The following is a 24,525-nucleotide window of genomic DNA, read 5'->3' as shown; positions in this document are numbered from 1 at the left end:
CGATGCGCACCGTTCAAGCTAAGGGGAAAACCTTAGCCGGGAGCAAGGCTGCATCCTGCATTCCGTGAATGATTTTCTTGTCCGGCGGGCAGAACGTGGCGAGGGCGCTGGAGAGCCGAACGGCTCCGCCGACGACGAAGTAATACGGGCAGAGACGCAGGCGACCGGCCTTGCGTTCGGCGACGGGAGGCTGACCGGTGGCGGCGGCCGTGTAGACGGGATGTTCGACGCGCTTCGGTTTCCGGTATTCCTGCAGGACGTGGAGGTTCGTCGGCGCGAGTTTCAGCGCCTGCTCGACGCCGGCCTGCCACTCCTCGCGGGAGCAATCGCTGCCGAGCACAACGCTGCGCGCGCCCCATGCGGTTTCGTGAAAACCGGAGATTTTGATGATGAGATCGCGCTCCTTCTGCGAGGCGGCAACGAGGTCGCGCCAGTCGTTGAGCGCCCGGCCGCCGACGCGCGGGCCATCGAGCACCGCGCCGGGCGGCAACGGCGCGGGGTCCATGATCCAGGACTGCGGAATCAGCGCGCGGAGCGTCGCGAGGGATTTCTTCGAGAGGTTCTCCGCCCAGAAATCGCCCAGCAGGTGGTGGTGGAAGAGCGCGAGCGCGAGTTTCTCCTCCTGGAAATGCCGCATCGGCGGCGCGATCGCCACGTGGCCAGCTTGCCAGACTTCCAGAATGTGGGGCGCGACGCGGATGCTGGCCCAATCGAACAGCTCGAAAAACCGGTAGATGATGTCGATCTTCTCGGGCGTGCCTCCGCTATCGAAGAACAGTTCGCCGCCGAGGGGGAAGACTTCGTCGGGCGCGAGGCAGTAGACGCGGCGCCCGAGGCGTTGGAACTGCTCGGCGAGCCACTGCATCTCCGGGCGATACGTGCCGGCCTCCTCGCTGACGAGGATCGCGATGAGCGGATTGCGCGCTTCGGGGCGGAGCGCGGCGAGCGAGGCGTAGAAATTCTCGATCATCGCGTCGCCGTGCCCGAGCACCTGCTCGCCGGCCTCGTCGGCGTAGAGGCGATTCAGGAACGCGGTGAGGCCGATGCCGCCGGGCACCGAGTCGAGTTCCGTGAGCGCGAAGCCATCCTCGGTGAGCAGCAGGTCCGGACGCAGCACGGTGGGAAACGCGCCGCGGTTTTTCGGGTCGCGCGCGTGGCGGACGAGCTCGGGGGGTTTGCCGCGGTCGAGATAGTCGGCGACCCATGGCGCGAGCAGCGGCTTGTTGCGCAGAAGATTTTTCCCGGCCGCCGAGCGCAGATAGAGCGTCTCGAGCGCCTGGTGAAACTCGAGGCAGGCCGCACCGATCGTCTCGAGTTGCTGCACCTGCTCCGGAGTGAGCGGCCAGGCTTCCGGCGACAGCTGCCACGTCTTCGCCTCGAAGAGCGGCTGGGCGCCGAGGGAATCCTGAATGTGAGAATAAGCGAGGCCGGGCATGGTCGGAGGACTGAGGACGGAATACGGAGGGCGGGAAAATACAAACGGCGCGTGCGTGTTAGGCGGGAAGTGGACGGCGCTGTGCTATCGGTTCTCCGTTTTCAGTCCTCCGTCCTCGGTCCTCGGTTCTCCGTTTTCCGCTCACTCGTCGTCCATCTGGATGTCCTTGTTGCGGTGGCGCGGACAGCCAGCGCGGAGCCAGGCGTAGACGAAGCGATCGAGGTCGCCGTCGAGCACACCCTGCGTATCGCTGGTCGAGACGCCGGTGCGGAGGTCCTTCACCATCTGGTAAGGCTGCAGCACGTAGCTGCGGATCTGGCTGCCCCACCCGATTTCGCCTTTCTCGCCGTAGAATTTCTCCATCTCGCTGCGCTGCTCGTCCTGTTTCTTTTCGTAGAGGCGAGCCTTGAGGACGTTCATCGCGCTGGCGCGGTTTTTGATCTGCGAGCGCTCGTTTTGGCAGACCACGACCAAGCCGGTCGGGATGTGCGTGATGCGCACCGCGGAGTCGGTGGTGTTGACGCCCTGACCGCCCTTGCCGGACGAGCGGTAGACGTCCACGCGGATGTCGCTGTCGGGAATTTCGATTTCGATCTCGTCCGTTACCTCCGCGATCACGTCGATCGCGCAGAAAGAAGTGTGGCGACGCTTATTCGCGTCGAAGGGACTGATGCGCACGAGGCGGTGCACGCCGCGCTCGGCTTTGGCGTAGCCGTAGGCGTTCTCACCCTTGATGAGGAGCGTGGCCTTGGTGATGCCGGCCTGGTCGCCCATCTGCACGTCCTGCACCTCGACTTCGAAGCCGCGGCGCTCGGCCCAGCGCAGATACATGCGGAAAAGCATGTCGCACCAGTCGTTCGACTCGGTGCCGCCGGCGCCGGACTGGATCGAGAAAATGGCGTTGTTGCGGTCGAACTGGCCCGTGAGGAAGGATGCGATCTCGAGCTTGTCGAGTTCCTCGACCATGGTCGCGACGTTGGCGTCGAGTTCCTTGGCGTAGGCCTCCTGCTCGGCTTTGTCCGCGGACTCGATCAGCTCCACCATGACAGCGGCGTCGTCGAGCTTCTTGTTGAAGGCGACGAGGCCGCCGATGGTCTTCTTCAGGCCGTTGACCTTGGCGATGTGTTTCTGGGCTTTATCGGTATTGTTCCAGAAATCCGGGGCGCCCATCTGCGCCTCCATCGCTTCTATTTCGCGCTGCTTTTGTTCGACGTCAAAGAAACCTCCACAAGTAGCCGGCGCGCTTCTTGATGAGCTCGAGGTGCGAGAAAGTTTCGGGAGCGATCATGTCGCGCCCATGAGCCCAAGAAGCTCAGGGCTCCGCAAGGGTTTTTTGCAATTCCGGCAGGCGCGGGGGTTCGCCGAGGTAGACGACCCGGCGATTCCCGAGCCAATACCACCGCTTCTCCTCCGGCCGCGCCGGCAGGAAAAACGTCCGTCGGTCCGCCAGTTCCCGCTGCGCGCTGTCGTAGAGCACGATGCCCCACCCCGCCTGCCCCTCGACCAACGCCGGCACCGGCACGGCGAGCGTCACCTTCAAATCCCGCCGCGGATACGGCTCGAGCAGCAACTCGCCGCCCACGCGTGCGTAGGCGCGTTGTCCCGGCGAAGCGGCCGTGGCGCGTTCGACCCGCAACGGCTCCGGCGTCATCGCGGGCACGTCCCACGCCCGCAGCGGACCGCGCGGGCGCTTGCCGAAGCCGTCGTTGTAGACCTCAAACAACGTCCCATCCTTCGCGACCTCCGCACCGTCCGCACGCGGCGTGAAATGGCGCAGCACGGTCGGCTCGCTCGGCCGCGCGGAGAAATCGACGCCGAGCCACGGCAAGACGCAGAGCGCCACCGGAACGAGGTTCGCGATCGTCGCCAGCACCCAAAGCTCGCCGAGGCGCGACGGCTCGCTCGGCGGCGCGTCCTTCAATTGCAGCGCGCGCAAATCCGCGCTCACTTGCGCCAATTCGGCCGCGAGTTGCGGCGGCGTTTTTCCCAGCGCCGCGCCGATCTCGCGCGCCGTCCGCGCCGCACGGCTCGGTCCGTCGCGCCACGTCCACGGCGGCGAGCCGGGCGCTTCGTGCTGCCGGGTCGCGTTGAACAGCGCCCGGGCCAGCCAGCGTAACCCGAGGGCGATCGCGGCCAGGATTCCCATCCAAACCCACGCCTGGGCCGCGACCGCGAGCGCCAGCGGCGCCGCCCAGACGCCGAGGAACACCGGCCAGCGGCCGAGCAAGGCGGGCGCAGCCGAGAGCAGACGCGCCGCCCGGCCCCAGAAAATCGCCGCGCGCAATCGTGCGGCCTGCGCGCCGAGTTCCGCGGCCCGGCGGGCGCGCCACTCGGCATGGGTGACGAAGCCGAACTCCTTCGCCCGTTCGCCGACGAAGGCGAGCAACATCAGCTCGGTGCGTGTCGGCTTTTCGGCGGTGAGCAGCGCGGCGAGCGCCGGGTCGGCCACGGTCGCGTAGGCGCTGCGCAGGCGCTCGTGCCGGCTGGCGAGATCCTTGTCGGACTCGAAGGCGAACCACAGCAACCGAATCTGCCCGACCTCGTCGGCCGCAGTCGCCCAGCCGGCGTGGAGCGCGCGCTGCAGCGCATCCATGCCCGCTTCCGCCAACAGCGCCAGCGCCCGTCCCGCGCCCGCATCGACCGCCTCCACCGCCCGGCGATAGGCGCCGGTGCTGAGCACGCGCGCGAAGGCGAGCGCCTCCGCCGGCGGCGCGTCGGCGAACATCTCCTGCAAACCGGCCGAGTCGATCACCCAGCGCTGCACCGAGAGCGGACGCGGCGAGTTCGGCGCCAAGGCGCGCCACGCGAGACCCGCCACCGCGGCGCGACGCGGATTCAGCGGCAGCTGCTGCCAGGCGAACGACTCCACGCAGCCGAGGATCTGCTCGACCTTGTCATGCTCGGCGCGCAGCGCGGGCAGCTCGGCGAGGAATTGCCGCAAGGTCGGCTCGGGCGATTTGGTCGCGGGGAAAAACTGCTGCACGCCGTCGAACGCGTTGTCGGGTTGCAGAAAAAATTCCGCCGCCTCCGGCACGGTGAACGCCCGGCGGCGCCACCAGAACAGGCGTGCGTCGCGGGGCAGGTCGTAGCGGTCCAGGGCGGCTTCGCGCTGCACCCAGCGCAGGACCTGCTCGCCCTGCCAGCGTCCGTCGCGCGAGCTGGCGAGCAATCCGCGCAGCAGCAACCGCACGCGCGGGTGCGCCTGATGGGGCAGCAGTTCGACGGCGCCGGCGCGCACGCCGGACGGGTCGCGCTCCAGCAGCGCGTTCTCGGCGCGGGCGCGCAACTCGGGCGGATCGTCGGCGACGTTGCGCTCGAAGAGGAGGTCGTAGACGTGGCTGCCGTGCACGATTTCCTGCACGAGGCGACCCAGCGACCACCAATCCCACGCGCACAGCGCCGGACCGGGTTTGTGTTTGAACAGGCCCGCGGCCTCGGGCGGCGCGTAGTAGGGATTGACGGCCACCGGGATCAGATCCGTCTGCGCGTGCAGCGTGGCGAACTCCCAGCCGCCCAGTTGCACATGCATGCCGTGACCGTCGTCGCCGATGAAGATCGACTGCGGCTGGAGGCGGAGGTGCACGATCCCTTCCTGATGCAGCCGATCCAACTGCGTGCCGACTTGCCGGACGAAATTCTCGATGTCGGCGAGCTCGGGCTGATGCGCGGCGAGCCACTCGCGCAGCGGCACGCCGGCGGGCAGCGCGGTCACTTCGTAGCGCCAGCCGTTCTCCTCGTGCGCCTCGCGCGGAGCGACCATGCCATCGGATTCCATGGCCGCGATCCGATCCCACGCTTCGCCGTGTGCCGCCGCATCCTCGCCGATCGGACGCGCGTGCAGCAGCACTTCCTCCATCGAGGTCGCATCCGAGGCGAGGAAGCCGGTCCCGTGCGCCTTGGAAATCTGGAAATGCCGCCAGCGCTTCCCTTCGGCCAAACCGCTGCCGCCGCCGTTGCCGGCGGGCAATGGCGCAGCCGCCGGCGCGGTGGGGCCGGTGGCAACAGGCAGAGCGGAGTCATCCGCTCCGGTTGACGGTTCGGGCATAAGGGGACCGTGGATGGTGTCCCTTCATCGTCACGCTGGCGCGCGGACTTGAGCCGCGGCCCCGAGCGAAGGGGCCCGACGATGCGGCTCAGGCGCGGAGCGTGCCGGCGGCTTTTTCCGCGAGGAAGGAAGCGTAGGCCCGGGCCACGCCTTCGCGGAGCCCGATGCGGGCTTTCCAGCCGAGGGCGGTCAGGCGGGAGACGTCCATGAGCTTGCGCGGCGTGCCGTCGGGCTTGGAGCTGTCCCAGACGATGCGCCCCTTGAAACCGGTGACCTCGGCGACGATTTCGGTCAGTTCCTTGATCGTGACGTCCACGCCGGTGCCGACGTTGACCCAGTCGGGCGGGTTTTCGAGGTGGAGCAGGAAAGCGCAGGCGTCGGCGAGGTCGTCGACATGGAGAAACTCGCGCTTGGGCGAGCCGGTGCCCCAGGCGATGACTTCGGCGCGGCCGGCTTCCTTCGCTTCGTGGAACTTGCGAATCAGCGCCGGCATCACGTGCGAATTCTGCAGGTGGTAGTTGTCCGCCGGGCCGTAAAGATTCGTCGGCATCGCCGAGTGGTAGAGGACGCCGTGCTGTTTGCGGTAGTATTGCGCGAGCTTGAGGCCGGCGATCTTGGCGATGGCGTAGGCTTCGTTGGTCGGCTCGAGGGCACTGGTGAGCAGGCAATCCTCGGGCATCGGTTGCGGTGCGTGCTTCGGGTAGATGCACGAGCTGCCGAGAAAGAGGACGCGCTTCACGCCGGCCGCATAGGCGCCATGGATGCAGTTGGCGGCGATGGCGAGGTTCTCGAATAGGAAGTCGGCCGGGTAGGTGTTGTTGGCGTGGATGCCGCCGACCTTGGCGGCGGCGATGATGGCGACGTCGGGCTTTTCGGCGGCGTAGAACGCGGCGACGGCAGCCTGATTCGTCAGATCGAGTCCGTCGCGGCGGGAGCGCAACAGGAGCGAGACGCCGGGCTCGGCTTGGAAGCGACGCACGAGAGCGGCGCCGACCATGCCTTGGTGACCTGCGATGTGGAGTCTCATTGTCAGTAGCGAGTAGTGGGTAGCGGGTAGATGGCCGAACAGCGTGATACTCGCTCTCCGCTACTCGCTCCGTCAAAAATCAGGCGAAGGGTGTCGTGGAGACGTTCGGCAGCGCGGCGATCTGCGCCTCGCGTTTGGCGAGCTCGAGGTCGGCCTCGGTCATGATCTTCACGAGCTCCTTGAAGCGGACCTTCGGCTCCCAGCCGAGTTGCTTCTTGGCCTTGGCGGGATCGCCGATGAGCAGATCGACCTCGGCCGGGCGCTCGTAGCGGGCGTCGTATTTGACGTATTTCTCCCAATCGAGACCGAGCAGGCCGAAGGTTTCCTGGATGAACTCCTTGACCGTGTGAGTCTCGTTCGTGGCGACGACGTAGTCGTCGGGCTGCTCCTGCTGGAGCATGACCCACATCATCTCGACGTATTCCTTGGCGTAGCCCCAATCGCGCTTGGCGTCGAGGTTGCCCATGAAGAGCGAGTCCTGGAGGCCGAGTTTGATGCGCGTGGCGGCGCGCGTGATCTTGCGGGTGACGAAGGTCTCGCCGCGCCGCGGGCTCTCGTGGTTGAAAAGGATGCCGGACGAGGCGTGAAGATTGTAGCTCTCGCGGTAGTTCACCGTGAGCCAGTGCGCATACATCTTGGCGCAACCGTAGGGCGAGCGCGGCCAGAACGGCGTGGTCTCGACCTGCGGGACCTGCTGGACCTTGCCGAACATCTCCGAGGACGACGCCTGGTAGTAGCGGCATTTCTTCACGAGGCCGGCCTCGCGGATGGCTTCGAGGATGCGCACGGCGCCGACGCCCGTGACGTCGCCGGTGTATTCCGGAATGTCGAAGGAGACGCGGACATGCGACTGCGCCGCGAGGTTGTAGATCTCGTCCGGCTGTAGGTTGTAGAGCAGTTTCACCATCTGCACGGAATCGGCGAGGTCGCCATAGTGCAGGAACAGGCGCACGCCGTTGATGTGCGGGTCACGATAAAGATGATCGATCCGGCTGGTGTTGAAGGTCGACGCGCGACGGATGACGCCGTGAACCTCGTAGCCTTTGGACAGGAGCAGTTCGGCAAGGTAGGAACCGTCCTGGCCGGTGATGCCGGTGATGAGGGCTTTCTTCATGCGGGGTTGAGGAGCTAGAGGCAGATTCCGCGCTCAGGCAAGCGCGCGGATTCGCAGCGCGGCCGCTCCGTCGCGCCCGCTCAATGACTAACCAGGCGATGCTCGACGACGTAGCGCAGGAGGTCCGCCGTCGTGCTCAGGCCGAGCTTGTCCATGATGCGCGCGCGATAGGTGCCGACGGAAGTGACACTGATGTCGAGGGCGGCCGCGACCTCCTTGTTCGACCGACCTCGCCCCAAGCCGATCAACACTTCCACTTCCCGCTGCGACAGCGCCGCCATCGCCCCGCGCCGCGCGCCCGGGCGTTTGACCAGCAATGCCTGCAACTCCGGACTGCGGTAACCGCGACCAGCCAGGGTCTCCGTCGCCGCCTGCCCGATCGTCACGCGATCCGCCGTCTTGCACAAATAGCCATCCGCCCCCGCCTCGATCGCCGCGAGGCCCATCTTGTGCTCCGGAAACATCGAGAACACCAGGATCGGCACTTCCGGCCGCAATGCCCGCACGCGACGCAGCGTTTCCAATTCCGTGCCCCCCGGCAGCCCCAGGTCGAGCACGACCAAATTCCACGGCTCGCGTTCGACGGCGGCCATTACTTCCCCCGCCGTGCCAGCATACTCGAACTTCGCCCCGGACATCCGCCGCCGAATCGCCGCTTTCAACGCGTCGCGAACGAGCGCGTGGTCATCCGCCAGCAAAATTCGTGCAACGGTCTCTTCCGTCATCGACTCGCCATCGTTCGTGCCGACACTGGAGTCATCAATTCAAATTTGCCCCCGTGAGCGTCAAAAACCCGTGCGATTCCCTGTGGTGGACTCTCCCGCGCCGATCGGCTGGCACGCTGGTGCTGCTTATTCTGGCGCTCTTCCACGCCACCACATCCGCCCAGCCGGCGAGCCCGTCCGACGCGCGCATCGACGCGCTCATCAAGCAAGCTCGCGCGCTCGACGCCACCGAACCCGCCCGTGCCATTCCCCTCGCCCGCGAAGCGTTCGCACTCGCCCAACAGAGCGGCAATCGGGTCGCTGAACTCCGCGCGCGCGCCCAGCTCAGCCAATCCCTCCGCCGCAACAGCCTCTACGGCGAAGCCCGCCAAGTCACCGACGGCGGCCTCGCCCTGCCCCTCGGCTCCACGCCCGCCGAACGCCTCGCGCGCGCCGCGCTCGTCTACGAATCGGGCCAGATCCATTGGAACCGCGGCGACTACACGACCGCCGAAGCCTGTTACCTGGACGCCCAGCATCTGGCTGAGGAATTGCACGACGATGCCCTCCTCACCTCCGTATTGAACGGCCGCGGCGTCGTCGCCCGCCATCAGAAAATTTACGACCAATCCGAGCAACACTTTCGCGCCGCGCTCGCACTCGCAGAGAAAAACGACTTCGACGACTTCCGCCTCCAGATCCGCAACAATCTCGCGATTCTGCTCTACGATCAGCACCGCTTCGACGAAGCCCGCCCGCTCCTGCTCGAAAACCTCCGCGTGCACACCGCGGCGAAGAACCGCCGCAGCATGGCCAATGCGCTCATCAACCTCGGCTCGCTCGAGAATACCGCTAAAAATCCCGCCGGCGCCCTTCCATTCTTCGAGCAAGCGCTCGCGCTGCGCCTCGAACTCGGTGTCCCGCGCCACATCGCGTCCGCCCGCATGGCCGTCGCCACCACGCTCGCACGTCTCGGCCGCGGCGACGAAGCGCTCGCCCAACTCCGCCTCGCCACACCGATCGTCGAGCAAATCGACAGCCACGAGATCCTCGGCAACTTCTACTCGGCCTATAGCGAAGCCGCCGCCGCCGCCGGCGACTACCGCGCCGCGCTCGACTACCAGCGGAAGGCGCAGAGCGAAAACGACACCGTCGCCAGCGAAAACACCGCCAAGACGATCGCGGAGCTCCGCGAGCGCTTCGACGCCGAGAAACGTCAGCGCCAGATCGCCGAACTCAAGGCCGCCCAGCAAAAGCAGGACGCCGAACTCGCAGTAACGGAAAAGGAGTTGAGCCGCACGCGCGCTGAGCGCATCGGCCTGGCCGCGCTGCTGCTCTTCGGTCTCATCGCCGCGATTGCGATCATCAGCCGGCAGCGCGCCATCACCCGCGCCGAACGGCGCATCCACGCCGAGACCCGCCGCGCGCGCGACGCCGCCGAAGAAGCCGCCGCCCTGAAATCCCGCCTGCTCGACCTCGCCTCGCATGACCTCAAGGCGCCGCTCGTCGGCGCGATGCTCACCGCCGAGACGATCGCCGATGAAAGCGCCGACCGACCCGAGATCGCTCAACTCGCGCGCGGACTCCGCGGCGAAAATCAGCGTTTGCTCGCGCTCGTGCAGGATCTCCTCGACGGCTCCGCCGCCGAGGCCGGCCGTCTCGCGCTCGATCGCACACCGGTCGATCTCGCCGCGCTCGCCGGTGAAGTCGCCGCCGCCTTCGCCGAACGCGCCGCGCAGAAGCAGCAACGGATCGAAATTCTTGCCGCCATCGACGGCACACCTGCAACCATCGACGGCGATGCCGCGCGTCTGCGCCAGGTGCTCGATAACCTCCTCAGCAACGCGCTCAAGTTCTCCTCCGCCGGCACCACCACGCACCTCGCCGTGCGTCGCACTCCAGAAGGTTGGGTGCGGCTTGAGGTGCGCGATGAAGGTCCGGGTCTCACCGCCGAAGATCGGGCCGGACTCTTCCAGCGCTTCCGACGCCTCAGCGCCGCCCCCACCGGCGGCGAGCCCTCCACGGGCCTCGGTCTGGCACTGGCACGAGACATCGTGGTCGCCCACGGCGGCCGCCTCGACGTCGAATCGGAGCCTGGAAAGGGCGCGACGTTCTACGTCGAGTTTCCGGAGCAAAAGTAGAGGGAGCTGAAAGCTTCCTCTACTTTGGAAAAACCAAAACCCCGGCCACGCGAACGTGAACCGGGGCCATTCGAGAGGTGATCGAAAATCAGTTTTGGACCGCCGCCACGCGACGCCGCTGGCGGTTCACCGCGACCGCACCGAGCGCCAGCGCGCCGAAGATCGCCGCATAGGTAGACGGCTCGGGCACCGCCGAAGCGTTCGCGATCGTCAACGAGCTGATGCTGATCGGCACCACCGTGTTGGACGGTAACACCATGATAAAAGGAGAAGCGGTGGGGCCGTCCTGGTTGACCAGATAGGTGCTGGGCGTGATGTAAGTGGATAGATAGGCGTTCGGATCGGTCACCGCCGCGCCGAGAACCGGAATCGACAGGCCGGTCCAAGGGATATTCTGGAAGCGGATTTGGTTTATCGGAGTCCCGTTCACCGCAAGATCCGCCGACTCCATCATAAACAGCGCCGCCGAGAGCTTGCCATAAGTGGACGAGCCGTCGTTGCTCACGTCGATCATGCCAATGTAGCCGCCCACCGTGCCAGACAAGCCGGTGCCGGTCAGACTGGTCCACAGACCCGGCTGGCTCCACCGCATCGTCATGGGCTGGTTGCTGGTGTCGTAATAGACCGTGGGCGACAGACTCTGAGCCAGCGTGAAGGTGAACGTGACGTTCTGGCCCGCAGTATAGCCGCCTGCAGTCGACGTCGCCACGCCCGAGTAGGTGAGAGTGAACTGGGCGTCCGCGATAAGCGCCGCCGCAAGGCTCGCCGCCACAAACATGGTCGCGCGAAACAGCCGGTAGGTGCGTGATGATGAACGAGTGATCATGGGTGAAGAGGAGGAACAGCGTGACTTCCGAAAACGCACCGCGCTCTCGCCCGACGACGTGTCCTGACTCCGACTATACATGGTCACGCGCTGCCCCGTCCTGTCGTTTTTCAACGACGCGAGGCCGACTTCCCTCACGCCGCGCCGAGAGTTCCCAGCGCCAAGGACCTGCGCCTCAGGCCAACCGCACCGGCATCGTTTCCGGAGCGAGAGTAGCGGGAGCTTCCAGCTCCCGCGTTTGACGCACGCGAAGAATCGGGAGCTGGAAGCTCCTGCCACTTTGGCAAACAAAACCCCGGCCACGCGAACGTGAACCGGGGTCGTGCGAGAGTTGGTTGGAAATCAGTTTTGCGCCGCCGCCGCGCGACGACGCTGGCGGACAATCGCGACCGCACCGAGCGCCATCGCACCGAAGATCGCCGCGTAGGTCGAGGGCTCGGGCACGGCGGAGGTGACGTAGAGATCGAAACTCGGCTGGATCGTGCTGATGCCGTAGTAACCTGAGCTGTCCCACACCGCACCGCCGTTGCTGCTGCCGCGGTAGCTGTCGAACGTGAAGCCGACGGAGCTCGACGGCGTGGTCTCAGATCCCGTCCGCACCCAAATCGGTCCGGGGGCAGCGTCGTGCACCACGATGAAATACGACACCCCGGTTTGGAGCTGAAGGGTGCCGGAAGCCAACGTGAGATCGTAGGTTTGTGCGCCCGTGCTCTGCGGCGCGACGGAGAGCGTGTTGAATGCCGCCAGTAAAGTGCCGGGATTGCCACCGACGTTGCTGTAGATGCCACCTTCAACCGTCGTCGGCGTGTCCGAGTAGAGACTGTAGAACGGCGCGGTGACGTGATCGAACGTGTAGCTCGTGGCGCCGACGGTGAACCCGACCGCGCCCCAGAAATCGGTCGTCGGATCGGCGTAGAAGATCGGATAGGCAGCCGTCAGCGGGACTGAGCCCGTGGTGCCACCGAGATTGCCGAAGGCAATCGAAGTTTGGGCCGAGGCGGAAATCGCAGCCGCCAAGGCGCCGATAAACAGAGTCGAGCGAAGGAAGAGGGACATGGGTGTCAGTGTGGAGGCGTTTCCGTTACGGCGAACGCGGAGCTACTATACCGGTTTTCCGTCGCGGCCTCCTGTCGTTTTCCGACGACAGTCCGCCGTTTCGCGAACAGATGCTGTCGGAGCGCAATCTCAGTTGTCCCGAGAAAACCAAACCCCGGCCGCGCGAGGCGAACCGGGGCGAGAATACGCCAGAAGAGAAACGTGGACGCTCAGTTCTGCGCCAAGACCGCCGTGCGACGGCGGCGGACCACCGCGACCGCACCGAGCGCCAGCGCGCCGAAGATCGCCGCGTAGGTCGAAGGCTCGGGCACCGCGGAAACGCCCATCGGCGTGACGTAGCCGTTCGCGTCGATTTGCGCGGCGCCGCCGAGAGAGTAGCCCGAAAACACGATGTGGCTCAGCTCGGTCGAAGTCAGCGCCGAAGCGCTGGTGCCAAAGCGAATCACGTCCGAACCGGCCTGGTAATTGGCGACCGTGAACCCCTCGACGTAAAAGTTCAAAAATCCGCTTCCCACATTGAGGGTCGAATTTCCTCCGCCGAAATCAAACGTCGTCGCCGCCGAAACGATGAAAGCGTTGTTGGCGACGCTCAGATCGTTGCCGGCGAGCGCGAAGGTATACGCCCCGCTCCCGGAGATGTAGAACACGTCCAACGATACATTCTGGGTGAAGGTGAGCGTGCCCCCCGTGTTGGAGCCGAACGTCGCGGCGTTGCCGGAGAAAGTGTCGGTGTAGGGCCCGAGCTCATTCGAGGACCAATTCGCGGTGGTGCTCCAGTTGCCGGAGCCGCCTCCCCAGAAAAGGCTGCTCGGGCCGGCGTGAGCGGACGCTGCGATCGTCAAAGCCGCCAGCCAACCGGCCGCGGCGCGCAACAATACTTGTTTGGATAGGTGCATGGAGTGTGTTCGCGAGCCGGCCGCGAACCCCTGCGGGAGGCGGGAATAGCTCACCGAGCACTTTAGCAAGGCACCACGCATCCATCCTGTCGTTTTTCGACGACAAGACAAACTCCCGCCTCCTTCCGTCCGCCGACGAAAAAGCCCCGAGCGCACGAAGCGTCCCGGGGCGAAAAGAAAAGCGTTCGCTCAACCGAGCGCCGCGAGTAGGCGCTGGACCTCGGCCTGCTTGGCTTTCAGGTCGGCGAGCTGCTTGCGGGCGCCGTCGAGGACGGCCGGCGGCGCCTTCGAGACGAACGCTTCGTTGCTGAGGCGCGCTTCGGTGCCGGCGATGTGCTTCGCGAGCGTTTCGAGTTCCTTTAGGTGCTTCGCTTTCTCAGCGGCCGTGTCTCTTTCGGGTATGGGAATATAAAACGTCCCCGATCCCGTGACGGATGTTAAGGCAGGGTGAATGCTTCCCACTTGGAACGAACCTGTCTCGAATATTCTCGCAAACTTAGAAGACTGGTCGTTCGCGTAGAAATCTTGGAAGCCTGGAGCCGGTTGAATGTATATCGTCGGAAACTTCACACCGGCCATACCGGACGCCGCCTTACTTGCTTTCAGAACGGAGGCTGACTCGTGAACGGTCTGCACAAGGCGACTAGCATTCTTGTCGATCACGATACCTCGATCATGAATTGCCTTAGCTAGTTCGTTTTCAGATTCCAACCGCACGTCACGCATCAGGAATTGCCCATCAACGCCGTATCCAAGCAAATGCCAGAGCTCTTCGGTGATGAATGGCGTGAACGGGTGAAGTAGCAGCAGCGTCTGGCGCAGCACAAGATCTTGGATAGCAAGGCAACTGGCCTTCGTGGAGGCGTCTTGGAGCTTACCCTTCGAAAACTCGACATAGGAATCGCAGAAATCGTTCCAAAAGAATCCGTAGAGCGCTTGCACGGCTCCGCTGAACTCGAAGCTAAAAAAAGCATCTTTTACGGCGCGCGTGGTTTCGAGCAGCCGGTCGAGGATCGCGTGATCGGCGGCGTCGAACTTCGCGGGCTCGAGGCGCGCGAGGACGGCTGCGAGCGAGGAGTTGTCGGCCATGTCGCCGCTCATCTGGCGGAAGCGGCAGGCGTTCCAGAGCTTGTTGCAGAAGTTCTTGCCGGTCTCGATGCGGTCTTCCTGGAAGCGGATGTCCTGACCTTGCGGCGCGATCGAGATGATGCCGAAGCGCAGGCCGTCCGCGCCGTAGGTCGCGATGAGGTCGAGCGGATCGGGCGAATTGCCGAGCGATTTCGACATCTTGCGGCCCTGCTGGTCGCGGATGATGCCGGTGAAGTAGACGTCCTTGAACGGGACTCGTTTTTCGAGCGGCTGGCCTTCGTGCGTGTATTCGAGGCCGGCCATGATCATGCGCGCGACCCAGAAGAAAATGATGTCCGGACCGGTCACGAGCGTGCTCGTCGGGTAGAAATAGTCGTAGCCGCGCTCCTGCATCTTCGCGGCGTCGGGCCAGCCGAGGGTGGCGAAAGGCCAGAGCCACGACGACGCCCAGGTATCGAGCACGTCGTCCTCCTGCACCCAGTTCTCCGGATCGGCGGGGCCGGCGAGCGAGACATGGACCTTCGTGGCGTCGCGCAGGTCAGCCTCGGTGAGCTTTTCCTTATCGAGGCCCTTGCGATACCAGACGGGGATGCGGTGGCCCCACCACAGCTGGCGGCTGATGCACCAATCCTGGATGTTCTCGAGCCAGTGGAGGTAAACCTTCGACCAGCGTTCCGGATGGAACTTGATGTGTCCGTCGCGCACGGCGGTCTTGGCCTCCTCGACGCGCGGATACTTCAACCACCACTGCCACGTGAGGCGCGGCTCGATCGGCACGTCGGCGCGCTCGGAGAAGCCAACGTTGTTCTCGTAGGGCTCTTCCTTCACGAGGGCACCGCGCTCTTTGAGCAACTCGGCGGCTTTCTTGCGGCCGGCGAAGCGATCCATGCCCGCGAGTTCGGGGCCGGCGAGCTCGTTGAGCGTGCCGTCGGCGTTGAGGACGTCGATCGGCGGGAGTTTGTGGCGCTGGCCGATCTCGAAATCCACCTTGTCGTGCGCGGGCGTGATCTTGAGCGCGCCGGAGCCGAACTCCTTGTCCACCGCGCTGTCGGCAATGATCGGGATCTCCGCGGTCGGGCCGAGCGGACGGCGCACCTTCTGGCCGATCCAGCCGGCGTAGCGCGGGTCGTCGGGATGCACGGCGATGGCGACGTCGCCGGGAATCGTCTCGGGGCGCGTCGTCTTGACCGTGATGAACTCGCCGGGCGCGTCCACGCGCTCGTAGCGCACCTGATAGAGGAAGCCCTTCGCGGGCTTCATGATCACTTCCTCGTCGGAGAGCGCGGTGAGCGAGACCGGGCACCAGTTCACCATGCGCTTGCCGCGGTAGATGTGGCCCTTGGCGAAGAGGTCAACGAACACGTTCAGCACCGCCTGCGAATAGTGCGGGTCCATCGTGAACTGCGTGCGGCTCCAGTCGCACGAGGCGCCGAGCGCCTGCAGCTGCTTCAGGATGATGCCGCCCTTCTCCTCGCGCCACGACCAGACCTTCTCGAGGAACTTCTCGCGGCCGAGATCGCGGCGATGCTGCTTCTGTTTGCGCAGCTCGCGCTCGACGACGGTCTGCGTGGCGATGCCCGCATGATCGGTGCCGGGCAGCCACATGGCTTCCTTGCCTTCGAGACGGGCGCGGCGGATAAGGATGTCCTGGATCGTGTTGTTCAGCACGTGGCCCATCGTGAGCACGCCGGTGACGTTGGGCGGCGGGATGACGATCGTGTAGGGCTCCTTGCCCGGCGTGACGCGGCCGGCGAAGGCCTCGGCGGCCTGCCAGGCGGCATACCACTTCTTCTCAACGTCGCGCGGTTCGTAGCTCTTGGTGATCGAGGCCATGGGAGAAATTTAGCCGGCCAGTGAAAGCCGCCGCCCTCACCCTGACAAGCCCTGTTCCTGACTCGCGCCGGCGGAGCGGCTTTCGCCTCAATTCAGCTCTTCCAACTCGAACACGAGCTGGTTGCGCGCGCTGACCGGGAGCGGCACGAACTGCGCCTGCGCCAACACCTCGCCGCACTCGTCGCTGAGCAGAAACCGGAGGAACGTCAGCAAACGCGGCGCCGCCTCGCGACGGAACGCGATATACAGCGGGAGCCGCCACGGATAGCTGCCGTCGTGCAGCGCCTCGGGCGTCGGCAAGTGCGCCGGGTCACGCACGCTCGAGGCCAGCGCGAGGGCGCGCAAGCCCGAGCCGGCCGCCGGCACCACCGGCACCAAACCGATGGCGTTGTCGCTCGAGCGGACACGCGAGAGGACACGATCCAGCGCACCGAAGCTCGCGAGCGTCTTGATCTCCGCGCCGTTGGCAGCGAGCCGGCGAAACAAGGGAACCGTCAGCGCCTCGGTGGGAGCGACGACGTGCACGGCGATCGTGCGGGTGCGCCATTCGCCCGTGAGGCCGAGTTCACCCCAGAGGCTGACGCTCTGCGCGCCACTCGCCGCGAAAATACCCTGCGCCTGCGCGAGGGTGAGCTGCGTGAGCGGCGCGGATTCGGGCACCACGATGACGGCCGGCTGATAGCCGAGCGCGCGAACCACAAACGGTTCGCCGGGCGGATGCTCGCTCGGCGGGAGCACGAACACCACGACGTCCGCATCGCCGGCGCGCAACCGGTCGAGCCCCGGCCGCGTGCCGTCGAGATTGGCCGCGACCTGGACGTCGTTCTCGCGGCCGAATTTCTCGAGCGCGGGTGCGAGCGCGCGTCCGAGCAGATCAGAGCCGGCGAGGCGGATTTCCGCCGCGCGCATCGTCAGGGCCAGCAGAACGGCTCCGAGCAACAGCGTCGCGCCACGGAACGGTTTCATCGTTCAGGCGTCCTTCGCGCGCTCGCGTTCGGACAGCTGGAGTTTGTCGGTCGCGCGGCCGCGCTTGTCGGCGGGCGAATCGGGTTTCCCGTCGCCTTCCGAGTAATAGGAGTAGTTGGCGGTGTAGTAGCCGTAATCCTCCCCGGTGCCGGTGGGCACCTGATTCAGCGCGACGCCGATCACGCGGGCTTTCACGCCGTCGACGATTTGCTTCGCGCGCAGGACCATGCTGGCGGGATTGCGGCGGTGCTGGATGAGCAGCACGGTGCCGTCGGTGATGCTGGCGAGCACCGAGGCGTCGCTGACGCCGATGATCGGCGGTGAGTCGAAGAGAACTTTGTCGTAGCGGTCCTTGAACTCGGCGATGAGCTCCCGGAGTTTGTTGGCGTAGAGCAGGCTCAACGTCACTCCGCTGCTGGCGCCGGCGGAGATCAGGTCGAGGCCGGGCGCCTGCGGTTTCAGGCAGTCGGTCCACGCAACCTTGTTGAGGAGGACGTCGGTGAGACCGGGCTCCCGGCTGGTGTTGGCGAGGCGATGCTGCGTGGGCCGGCGCACGTCGGAGTCGACGAGGAGGACCTTTTCGCCCGCGAGGGCCATGGTCAGCGCGAGCTGGCGGAGCGTGGTGGACTTGCCTTCGCCGGGGCCGGCGGAAAAAATGCTGAGCGCGACGGGTTGGCCGGCTTTCAACGCGAGATTCAGGTTGGTCTGGAGCACGCGGAACGGCTCGCCTTCCGGCGAACCGGGCTCGTGGCGGGCGTCGGGGGCGGATTGGAAGGGAATCACTCCGAGGACCGGAAGGCCGAGCTTCGATTCGACGTCGGCAACGTTGCGGAAGCTGGTGTCGAAAAATTCCACGAGGACGGCGGCGCCGATGCCGAGGATCAGGCCGCATACGGTGGCGAAGAGCAGATTGAGCGTCCAACTGGGCTTCGCGGCGTAGCGGGCGGGCTCGGCGGTGTTGAGGATCTCGATGGTCTTCTTCGGGACCTGGAAATCGATTTCGCGCTGGCGGAGCGTGAGCTTGAGCGTGGTGAGGAGGCGCTGTTCGTCCTCCAGTTTCGAGGCGGCTTCCTCGAAGGGGCGCATGCGCTCGCGGGCGGAGAGGATCTGGTCGACCTTGGCTTGGGCGAGTTGGCGCTCGAGCTCGGTGACGCGCGCCTCGGACTCGGTGAAGGCCATCTCGAGCGAGCTCTCGTAGCCGCGGAGCTGGTTGTCGAGTTGCTCCTGGATTTTCGCGCGCGCATCGACGGCGGCGATCAAGTCGGGGTGCGCCTCGCCGAGGCGGCCTTTGAGGCGCGTGAGATTCTGGTCGGCAACGAGGAAGGCTTGAAGGAGGTTCTGGATGTTGGGGTCGGAGATGAGCTCGGAGTTGACGAGGTTGCGGCGGTCGGCGGTGGGGATGGTGCGGAAGCGCTCCCAGCGGGTCTTGCGGCCGATGGCGTCGACGCGGAGCGCGATGAGAGAGTTCTGCATCTGGCGCAGGCGCTCGATTTCCATGTCGGAGTAGCGCTGGTTCAGGTCGACGCCGGAGATGTCGAGGTCCTTGCGGAGTTTTTCCACGCGGTCGCGCTGCGTGACGACGACGGTCTCCTGCTTCTCGAGTTCGCCGCGGAGTTTGGCGAGGCCCTCGCGTTGCTCGGAGGTGGCAAGGTCGACGCGGTCGGCGGCGTAGACGCGGGCGATCTCGTTGGCGATGGCGGCGGCGAGCTGTGGGTCGCGCGCCTGGACGTTCAGCTCGATGAGCGAGGTCGCGCGGCGCGACTCGGGCGTGAACATCTTTTTCGTGAGGAACTGATAGGTGGTCGCGGATGGCCAGGCGGGGCCGTCGCCGAATTGGCGGCCGAAGACGTCGTTCAGTTTCAGGTTCTCGATGACGCGGTAGAGGATTTTCTCCGACTGTAGGATCTCGAACTGGTCCTGGATGAAATACGGGTCGTAGTAGGACGAATTCTGATTTTGGAAGAGCTTCACCTCGCTCTCGGGCTTCTCGACGCGGATCTTCGCGGTGGCGAGATACCACTTCGGGAGCAGGGCGGTGACGCCGGCAGTGGTCACGAGCACCAAGCCGAACACCAGCAGCACGAGGGTCAGCCGCAGGCGGAGCAGGCCGACAAAATCGGTGAGGGTCGCGGATCCGTGTCCGGTAACGGAAGACGAAGCCATTGCGGCGGGTGCGGTCCGTTAGAAGGAGAAGCGCGCCGAGACGCCGTAGCGTGTGCGGTCCTGATCACGGACCGGATCGTCCGAGGCGATCTGGTCGGCGTCGAAGGTGGCGCTGATCGTCCAGTTCTTGGTCGGCAGCCAGGAGAGCGCGAGGCCGACGCGAGTGGTGGTCTCGTCGACATCGGGCACGCCGGCGCGGCCCTGGAGTTGGGACGGTTCCCAAGTGAGCGATCCCGAGGCCGTGACCAAGGGGGAGAGGCGGTGCTGCACGTTCACGAAGAAGCGGTTCACCTTGGTATCGGTGAAGCGGGCCACGTCGGACGCCTCTTCGAGCGTGTAGACGTAGCCGCCGGCGACGAAGGAGTTCTGACCATACGTGTAGCGCGTGCTGAGTTCGACGTAGGGGCCGGTGGTCGAGGCGGCGCCTTCGCGGGTGCGATCCTCGAAGCCGCCGCGGAACGTCAGCGTGAGCGCCTCGCTGGGATTGTAGTCGGCGCCGCCGAGGACGAAGTGGGAGCGCTTGTCCTTCACGGCGGAGCCGGCGTCGTAGGCGACGTTTTGATAGCGGTATTCCGCCGCGAGCTTGGTCACGGGCAGCACGGCGAAGCTCAGTTCCACTCCGGCGAGGTGCTCCATGCGGTCCAGCTGCGTGGCGAGGGTGTCGAGGTCGTAGGCGTAGTCGATGTTGCGGTATTTGAACACCACGCCGGTCTTCGGGCCGGCGGTGGTGGTGAACCGGGCGTTGAACTGGTTCATCTTGAACGACTGATCGGTGTTCAACGTGAGACCGGCGAGCAGCGATTGCGGGTTTTTCGAGATCAGGTAGCTGTCGCTCACGTCGAGGCTGGTCGACTGGCTGAACGCGTGCGCCACGCGGGCGTTGAGCGTGTGGCTGGTGAGGTCCTTCTTGCCCGGGCGATCGACGACGTGATCGAGGTTGAGGCTGTAGCTCGCGGAGACGAACGTCTGGTCGTCGACCGACGCGTTGTAGGACACCGACGGATTGACCGAGTAAACCAAGCTGTCGATCTCCCCGGTCGCGGAGCCGAAAATGTTCGAGTCCTGATACACCGAGGCGCCCAGCTGAAACGACAGCGCCTTGCCCTGTTCCTGCTCCGGAATCGGGGCGTAAACGGCGAAACTCAGGGCGGGAAAAAGCACAGCCAACGCGGCTAGGCGAAGCGGAGTGTTCATGGTCAGCATCGGTGGGAAACCGATGCGCCAGCAAGCCGTCTGCCCCACCCAGACGCAAATCAATTTCCCCTTAGCCGAATGGCGGACGGGTCAATGAGGAGCACCATGTTTTCGGTCAGCCGCTGGGGCTGTCCCGCGAGCGGAAAATTCGCCGGCATGCGACGCGTCACCAGGCCCGCGTAGACCGGTCCCCAGCCGCCGGTGTCGGACAAGGTGCGGATCGCGTCCTCGCGCCGTGCCGCCAGCTCCGTGAAGAACGGCCGGTCGAGCGTCACCGGCGTGAGCAGCAGCGCGCCGATGGGTTGTTGCACGGTGATTTCGTAGAAATCGCGCAGCCGCTCCGGCTTCGCCCAGACGCGTTGCTGGCCATACCACGCCGTGCCCGCCGGCACATCGGCCGCGACGGCCACGCCGGGCATGAACCGCGATTGGGTGTCACGCTTCAGCTCGAGGAAGAGATTCGGGAAATACGGCGGGTAATAGAAATGAATCTTCCGCGGTTCCAGGCAGTCGCGCACCAGCGGCAGCGCCTGCAACGCCAGCAAGGCCGCCGCGACCCAGCGCCAACGCGCCGCGAGCGCGCCCTGGCTGCCGATCAACACCGCGAAAAAACCCGCGCCAAACACAATCAGTAGCGGCGCGAGGTAATAGGCCGGCAGCCGCGGGCTCTCTCCGGCGCTGAAAAACGGCTGGCCCGCCAGCAGCACGAGCAGCGTCCCGGCGAAGCACCACCGCACGCGATTCGTCGGCCCATGCCGGAACTGATACGCCAGCCCCGCCACGAAGAACGCGGTGAACAGCAGGCCGCCGCCGGACCAGATGCGCTCCTTCAGGTTGCGCTCCATGCCCGTGAGGCCCTTGTTGCCGAGCTTCTTCAGGTCGAGACCAATGTATTCGACCGTCGCCGTCGTGCGCGCCGCGCTGGGCAACGCGGTGTTGTCGTCCGCCTTCAACGCGAGATTCTGCCACGCCAGCCCGAGCGGATGGCCGACCACCACGACGTTGCGGATCAGCCACGGCGCGACCAGCAGCACGAACGTCGCCGCAAAAACCCCGAGCGCCGGCCAGCGTGCCGCCCCGCGCAGGCGCCAGGCGAGATAACCCGCGAGCGCCAGCGCCAGCAACCCCGCCGAATACTCCGTGAGAAACAGCAACGCCCCACCCGCACCGAGCGCCGCCATCCGTGCCGCCAGTCCGCGATTCCATGCCGGATGCTCCGCCCAGCTCTCCTCGCCGCCCGCCAGCACCACGAAAACCGCCAGCGCCAGCACCATCATCAACGGCATCCCGCTGACGACGACCGTTTGCTGCCACAGCGTCACCGACACCGCCGCGCCGAGCGTCGCGACCCACGCGACACCGGCATCGAACAACTGTCGCGCGAGCCGCCACACCAACGCCATGCCGAGCCAGAACAACGCCAGGTTCACCCCCAGCACGACGTAGTCCGGCGCCCAGCCATTGGGCGGCTCCGGCACATGCGACCAGAGGCTCGCCGGCGCGAGCTTGAAGGCCGCGGCGAGCAACAGCGGATACAACGGCGCGTGACTCAGCTCGGGATACGGCTGCGTCTCGCTCAACGGCACGCCGCGCGCCTTCATCACCGCGTAAGTCTGCGGGTAATTCACTTGCGTGGTGAACCCCTGCCCATGCGCGATCTGCCGGCCGAGCTCGGCCTGCTGCAACGTCCACTCGTTCGGGACGCCGTGAAATTGCTTCCAGGCAAACACCGCCGTAAGCAGCACCGCACCGATCGCCAGCACCACGCCGCGCAACACCCGCGCGCCGGCTCCCTGCTCCAGCCAATGGATGAACTCCTGCGTCGACTTCATCGCGCCGCGCTCAGCGGTCCACCACGTCGAGTTCCGGCCATTGCGCGATCTTGCGATGCAGCGTGCGGCGGCTGATGCCCATCATCTCGGCGGCCTTGGTGCGGTTGCCGCGCGCCTTGATCAGCGCCTCGCGGAGCAGGCGCTTCTCGTTTTCCTCGACGGACAGCGGATTGGCCGGCGGATTGGCCGCGAGCGCCGGCGGCATCGTCGGATCGCCGCGGTATTTCGGCTCGAGCTCGAACTCGCTCAACGTGCCGCCGCGCTGGAGCACCACGATGTTTTCCGCGAAATTGCGCAGCTCGCGGATGTTGCCCGGCCAGCCGTAACGCTGGAGATGCTGCATCGCGCCGGGCTCGATCGTGATCGGCTCGTAGCCGTTCTCCTTGGCGTAGATTTTGACGAAGTGCTCGAGCAACACCGGGATGTCGTCGGAGCGCTCGCGCAGCGCCGGCGTCGTGATGCGCACGACGTTGAGCCGGAAATAGAGGTCCTCGCGGAACTTCCCGTCCTTCACCATCTGCTCGAGGTTGCGGTTCGTCGCCGCCACGAGGCGCACGTCGACCGTCATCGTCTTCGTGCTGCCGATGCGCTCGAAGCTCTTCGTCTCGAGGAAGCGCAGCAGCTTCACCTGGATCTCCGGCCCGATCTCGCCGATCTCGTCGAGGAAAACCGTGCCGCCGTCCGCCGCCTCGAAGCGCCCGATGCGCCGCTCCGTCGCGCCGGTGAACGCGCCTTTCTCGTGGCCGAACAGCTCGCTCTCGAGCAGCGTCGCCGGCAACGCCGCGCAATGCACCGGCACGAACGGCGCGCGCGCGCGCGGACTCGCCTGGTGGATCGCCTGCGCGATCAATTCCTTGCCCGTGCCGGTCTCGCCCTCGATCAGGATCGTGGCGCGTGACGGCGCCACGAGCTTCACGCGCTCGATCACCTGCGCGAGCTTCGCCGAGTGGCCGACGATGCCTTCCATCGAGAACTTCTCGTCGAGCCGCTCGTGCAGCTGCTTCACCTCGACCTCGAGTGTCCGCGTCTTCAGCGCGCGCTGGATGAGGATTTCGAGTCGCTCGATGTTCACCGGCTTCGTCAAAAAATCCACCGCGCCGCGCTTCATCGCCTCGACCGCCGAATCGATGCTACCGTAGGCCGTCATCATGATCACGGCCGGCTTGTTCGCGAGCGTCAGGGCCTTGTCGATGACCTTCAGGCCGCTTTTGCCGGGCATGCGGAGGTCGGTGACGATCACGTCGAACTCCTGCGCTTCCATCAGGTTGAAGCCTTCGTCGGCGCTGGCCGCGACCGACACGTCGTAGTTGTCCTGCAACGCCTGTTGCAGCCCCTCTCGGGTGTGCTTCTCGTCGTCGACGATCAATACACTCGGCACCATGCCGCGATGAAGCCCCCCGCTCCCGACCCGGTCAACGGCAATCGAGACGCGATGGCACACCTCCGCGCTGGCCAATCGGCCAAGGTCCCGCCAGAAACCCGCCATGCCCCACGCCGCCGACCCGCGCATCGACGCCTACCTCGCCAAAGCCGCGCCCTTCGCGCGTCCGATCCTCGCCCACCTCCGCGCGCTCGTGCACCGCGCCGTGCCCGACGCCGCCGAAACTATCAAGTGGGGCATGCCCTTCTTCACTGTCGAGAACACGCCGTTGTGCAACTTCGCCGCGTTCAAAGCGCACACGGCCTTCGGGTTCTGGCGTCGCGACATCACCGAGGAATTCGAGAAACTTCACGCCAACGGCACCGCGATGGGCGCCGCCGGCCGCATCGCGAGCCTCGCCGACCTGCCAGCCGACAAGGTCATCGTCACCTTCCTGAAGCAAGCTGCCGAGCGCACGCGCGCCGGCCTGCCGCCTCGTCCCAAACGCAAGATCGCGCCGCGCCGCCCGCTGCGCGTCCCGGCCGACCTCGTCGCTGCGCTGAAGAAAAACAAAACCGCCGCCGCGACGTGGGCGAAGTTCAGCTACAGCCACCGCAAGGACTACGTCGAGTGGATCACCGAAGCGAAACGCCCCGCGACGCGCGCCACCCGCCTCGCCACCACGCTCGCCTGGCTCGCCGAGGGCAAGACCCGCAACTGGAAATACGAGCGCTGCTGAAGGCGACTGCGTCCGCGCGCTCTCCAGCACAGGAACCCGCTCGCGAATACCCGGCCTGCTGCCCACGGAGAGATCGGGCGCTGGCAAGCCACTGCGCCTCGGACA

At 65.8% G+C, this 24,525-nt stretch carries 17 protein-coding genes; 2 read left to right on the top strand and 15 right to left on the bottom strand.

Annotation, left to right across the window (positions count from 1 at the left end; genetic code table 11):
• Window positions 1-13: 13 nt before the first annotated feature.
• From KF715_20660 to KF715_20635, 6 genes are all read right to left on the bottom strand, one after another.
• Window positions 14-1,435 (bottom strand): hypothetical protein, encoded by a 1,422-nt coding sequence (locus KF715_20660; protein ID MBX3739112.1) that lies wholly within the window; start codon window positions 1,433-1,435, stop codon window positions 14-16.
• Window positions 1,436-1,576: 141 nt separating this feature from the next.
• A protein-coding gene (gene prfB, locus KF715_20655; GenBank protein ID MBX3739111.1) for a peptide chain release factor 2 occupies window positions 1,577-2,723 on the bottom strand; the annotation gives its coding sequence in 2 pieces (ribosomal slippage) (window positions 1,577-2,650 and window positions 2,652-2,723; 1,146 coding nt in all).
• 24 nt (window positions 2,724-2,747) lie between these two features.
• The gene (locus KF715_20650) at window positions 2,748-5,480 is read right to left on the bottom strand and encodes a hypothetical protein (GenBank protein MBX3739110.1); all 2,733 of its coding nucleotides are present in this window, start codon (window positions 5,478-5,480) and stop codon (window positions 2,748-2,750) included.
• Window positions 5,481-5,568: 88 nt separating this feature from the next.
• Entirely contained in the window at window positions 5,569-6,507 is a 939-nt protein-coding gene (locus KF715_20645) for a GDP-L-fucose synthase (GenBank protein ID MBX3739109.1), read from the bottom strand.
• 79 nt (window positions 6,508-6,586) lie between these two features.
• Window positions 6,587-7,621, bottom strand: a complete 1,035-nt coding sequence (gene gmd, locus KF715_20640) for a GDP-mannose 4,6-dehydratase (protein MBX3739108.1) — start codon at window positions 7,619-7,621, stop codon at window positions 6,587-6,589.
• Between the two features lie 80 nt (window positions 7,622-7,701).
• Window positions 7,702-8,346 (bottom strand): response regulator transcription factor, encoded by a 645-nt coding sequence (locus KF715_20635; protein ID MBX3739107.1) that lies wholly within the window; start codon window positions 8,344-8,346, stop codon window positions 7,702-7,704.
• A gap of 53 nt (window positions 8,347-8,399) precedes the next feature.
• Between KF715_20635 and KF715_20630 the strand changes: the two genes are divergently transcribed.
• Window positions 8,400-10,466, top strand: coding sequence for a tetratricopeptide repeat-containing sensor histidine kinase (locus KF715_20630; protein ID MBX3739106.1), 2,067 nt, complete (start codon window positions 8,400-8,402; stop codon window positions 10,464-10,466).
• A gap of 88 nt (window positions 10,467-10,554) precedes the next feature.
• On the opposite strand, the gene KF715_20625 is transcribed toward KF715_20630, so the two are convergent.
• The 9 genes from KF715_20625 to KF715_20585 form a co-directional block, all read right to left on the bottom strand.
• Complete coding sequence (locus KF715_20625; GenBank protein MBX3739105.1) at window positions 10,555-11,064, bottom strand: PEP-CTERM sorting domain-containing protein; 510 nt, start codon at window positions 11,062-11,064, stop codon at window positions 10,555-10,557.
• 570 nt (window positions 11,065-11,634) lie between these two features.
• On the bottom strand, window positions 11,635-12,348 hold the full coding sequence (locus KF715_20620; protein MBX3739104.1) for a PEP-CTERM sorting domain-containing protein: 714 nt from the start codon (window positions 12,346-12,348) through the stop codon (window positions 11,635-11,637).
• Between the two features lie 209 nt (window positions 12,349-12,557).
• Complete coding sequence (locus KF715_20615) at window positions 12,558-12,674, bottom strand: PEP-CTERM sorting domain-containing protein (protein ID MBX3739103.1); 117 nt, start codon at window positions 12,672-12,674, stop codon at window positions 12,558-12,560.
• A gap of 759 nt (window positions 12,675-13,433) precedes the next feature.
• On the bottom strand, window positions 13,434-16,166 hold the full coding sequence (locus KF715_20610) for a valine--tRNA ligase (GenBank protein MBX3739102.1): 2,733 nt from the start codon (window positions 16,164-16,166) through the stop codon (window positions 13,434-13,436).
• Between the two features lie 87 nt (window positions 16,167-16,253).
• Window positions 16,254-17,132 carry a substrate-binding domain-containing protein gene (locus KF715_20605; protein MBX3739101.1) on the bottom strand — a complete coding sequence of 293 codons (879 nt, stop codon included), beginning with the start codon at window positions 17,130-17,132 and terminating at the stop codon, window positions 16,254-16,256.
• Between the two features lie 3 nt (window positions 17,133-17,135).
• Window positions 17,136-19,295 carry a polysaccharide biosynthesis tyrosine autokinase gene (locus KF715_20600; GenBank protein ID MBX3739100.1) on the bottom strand — a complete coding sequence of 720 codons (2,160 nt, stop codon included), beginning with the start codon at window positions 19,293-19,295 and terminating at the stop codon, window positions 17,136-17,138.
• An 18-nt stretch (window positions 19,296-19,313) separates the two neighbouring features.
• Window positions 19,314-20,489, bottom strand: coding sequence for a hypothetical protein (locus tag KF715_20595; GenBank protein MBX3739099.1), 1,176 nt, complete (start codon window positions 20,487-20,489; stop codon window positions 19,314-19,316).
• A 59-nt stretch (window positions 20,490-20,548) separates the two neighbouring features.
• Window positions 20,549-22,321 (bottom strand): hypothetical protein, encoded by a 1,773-nt coding sequence (locus KF715_20590; GenBank protein MBX3739098.1) that lies wholly within the window; start codon window positions 22,319-22,321, stop codon window positions 20,549-20,551.
• A 10-nt stretch (window positions 22,322-22,331) separates the two neighbouring features.
• The gene (locus KF715_20585) at window positions 22,332-23,702 is read right to left on the bottom strand and encodes a sigma-54-dependent Fis family transcriptional regulator (GenBank protein MBX3739097.1); all 1,371 of its coding nucleotides are present in this window, start codon (window positions 23,700-23,702) and stop codon (window positions 22,332-22,334) included.
• A 103-nt stretch (window positions 23,703-23,805) separates the two neighbouring features.
• Here KF715_20585 and KF715_20580 point away from each other — a divergent pair, with 103 nt between their 5' ends.
• On the top strand, window positions 23,806-24,420 hold the full coding sequence (locus KF715_20580) for a YdeI/OmpD-associated family protein (protein MBX3739096.1): 615 nt from the start codon (window positions 23,806-23,808) through the stop codon (window positions 24,418-24,420).
• Window positions 24,421-24,525 lie beyond the last annotated feature (105 nt).

Origin of the sequence: Candidatus Didemnitutus sp. (assembly GCA_019634575.1) — a bacterium.
Lineage (GTDB): Bacteria > Verrucomicrobiota > Verrucomicrobiia > Opitutales > Opitutaceae > Didemnitutus.
Note: the sequence above shows the minus strand (reverse complement) of the source record. Positions and strands in the feature narration are given on the sequence as shown.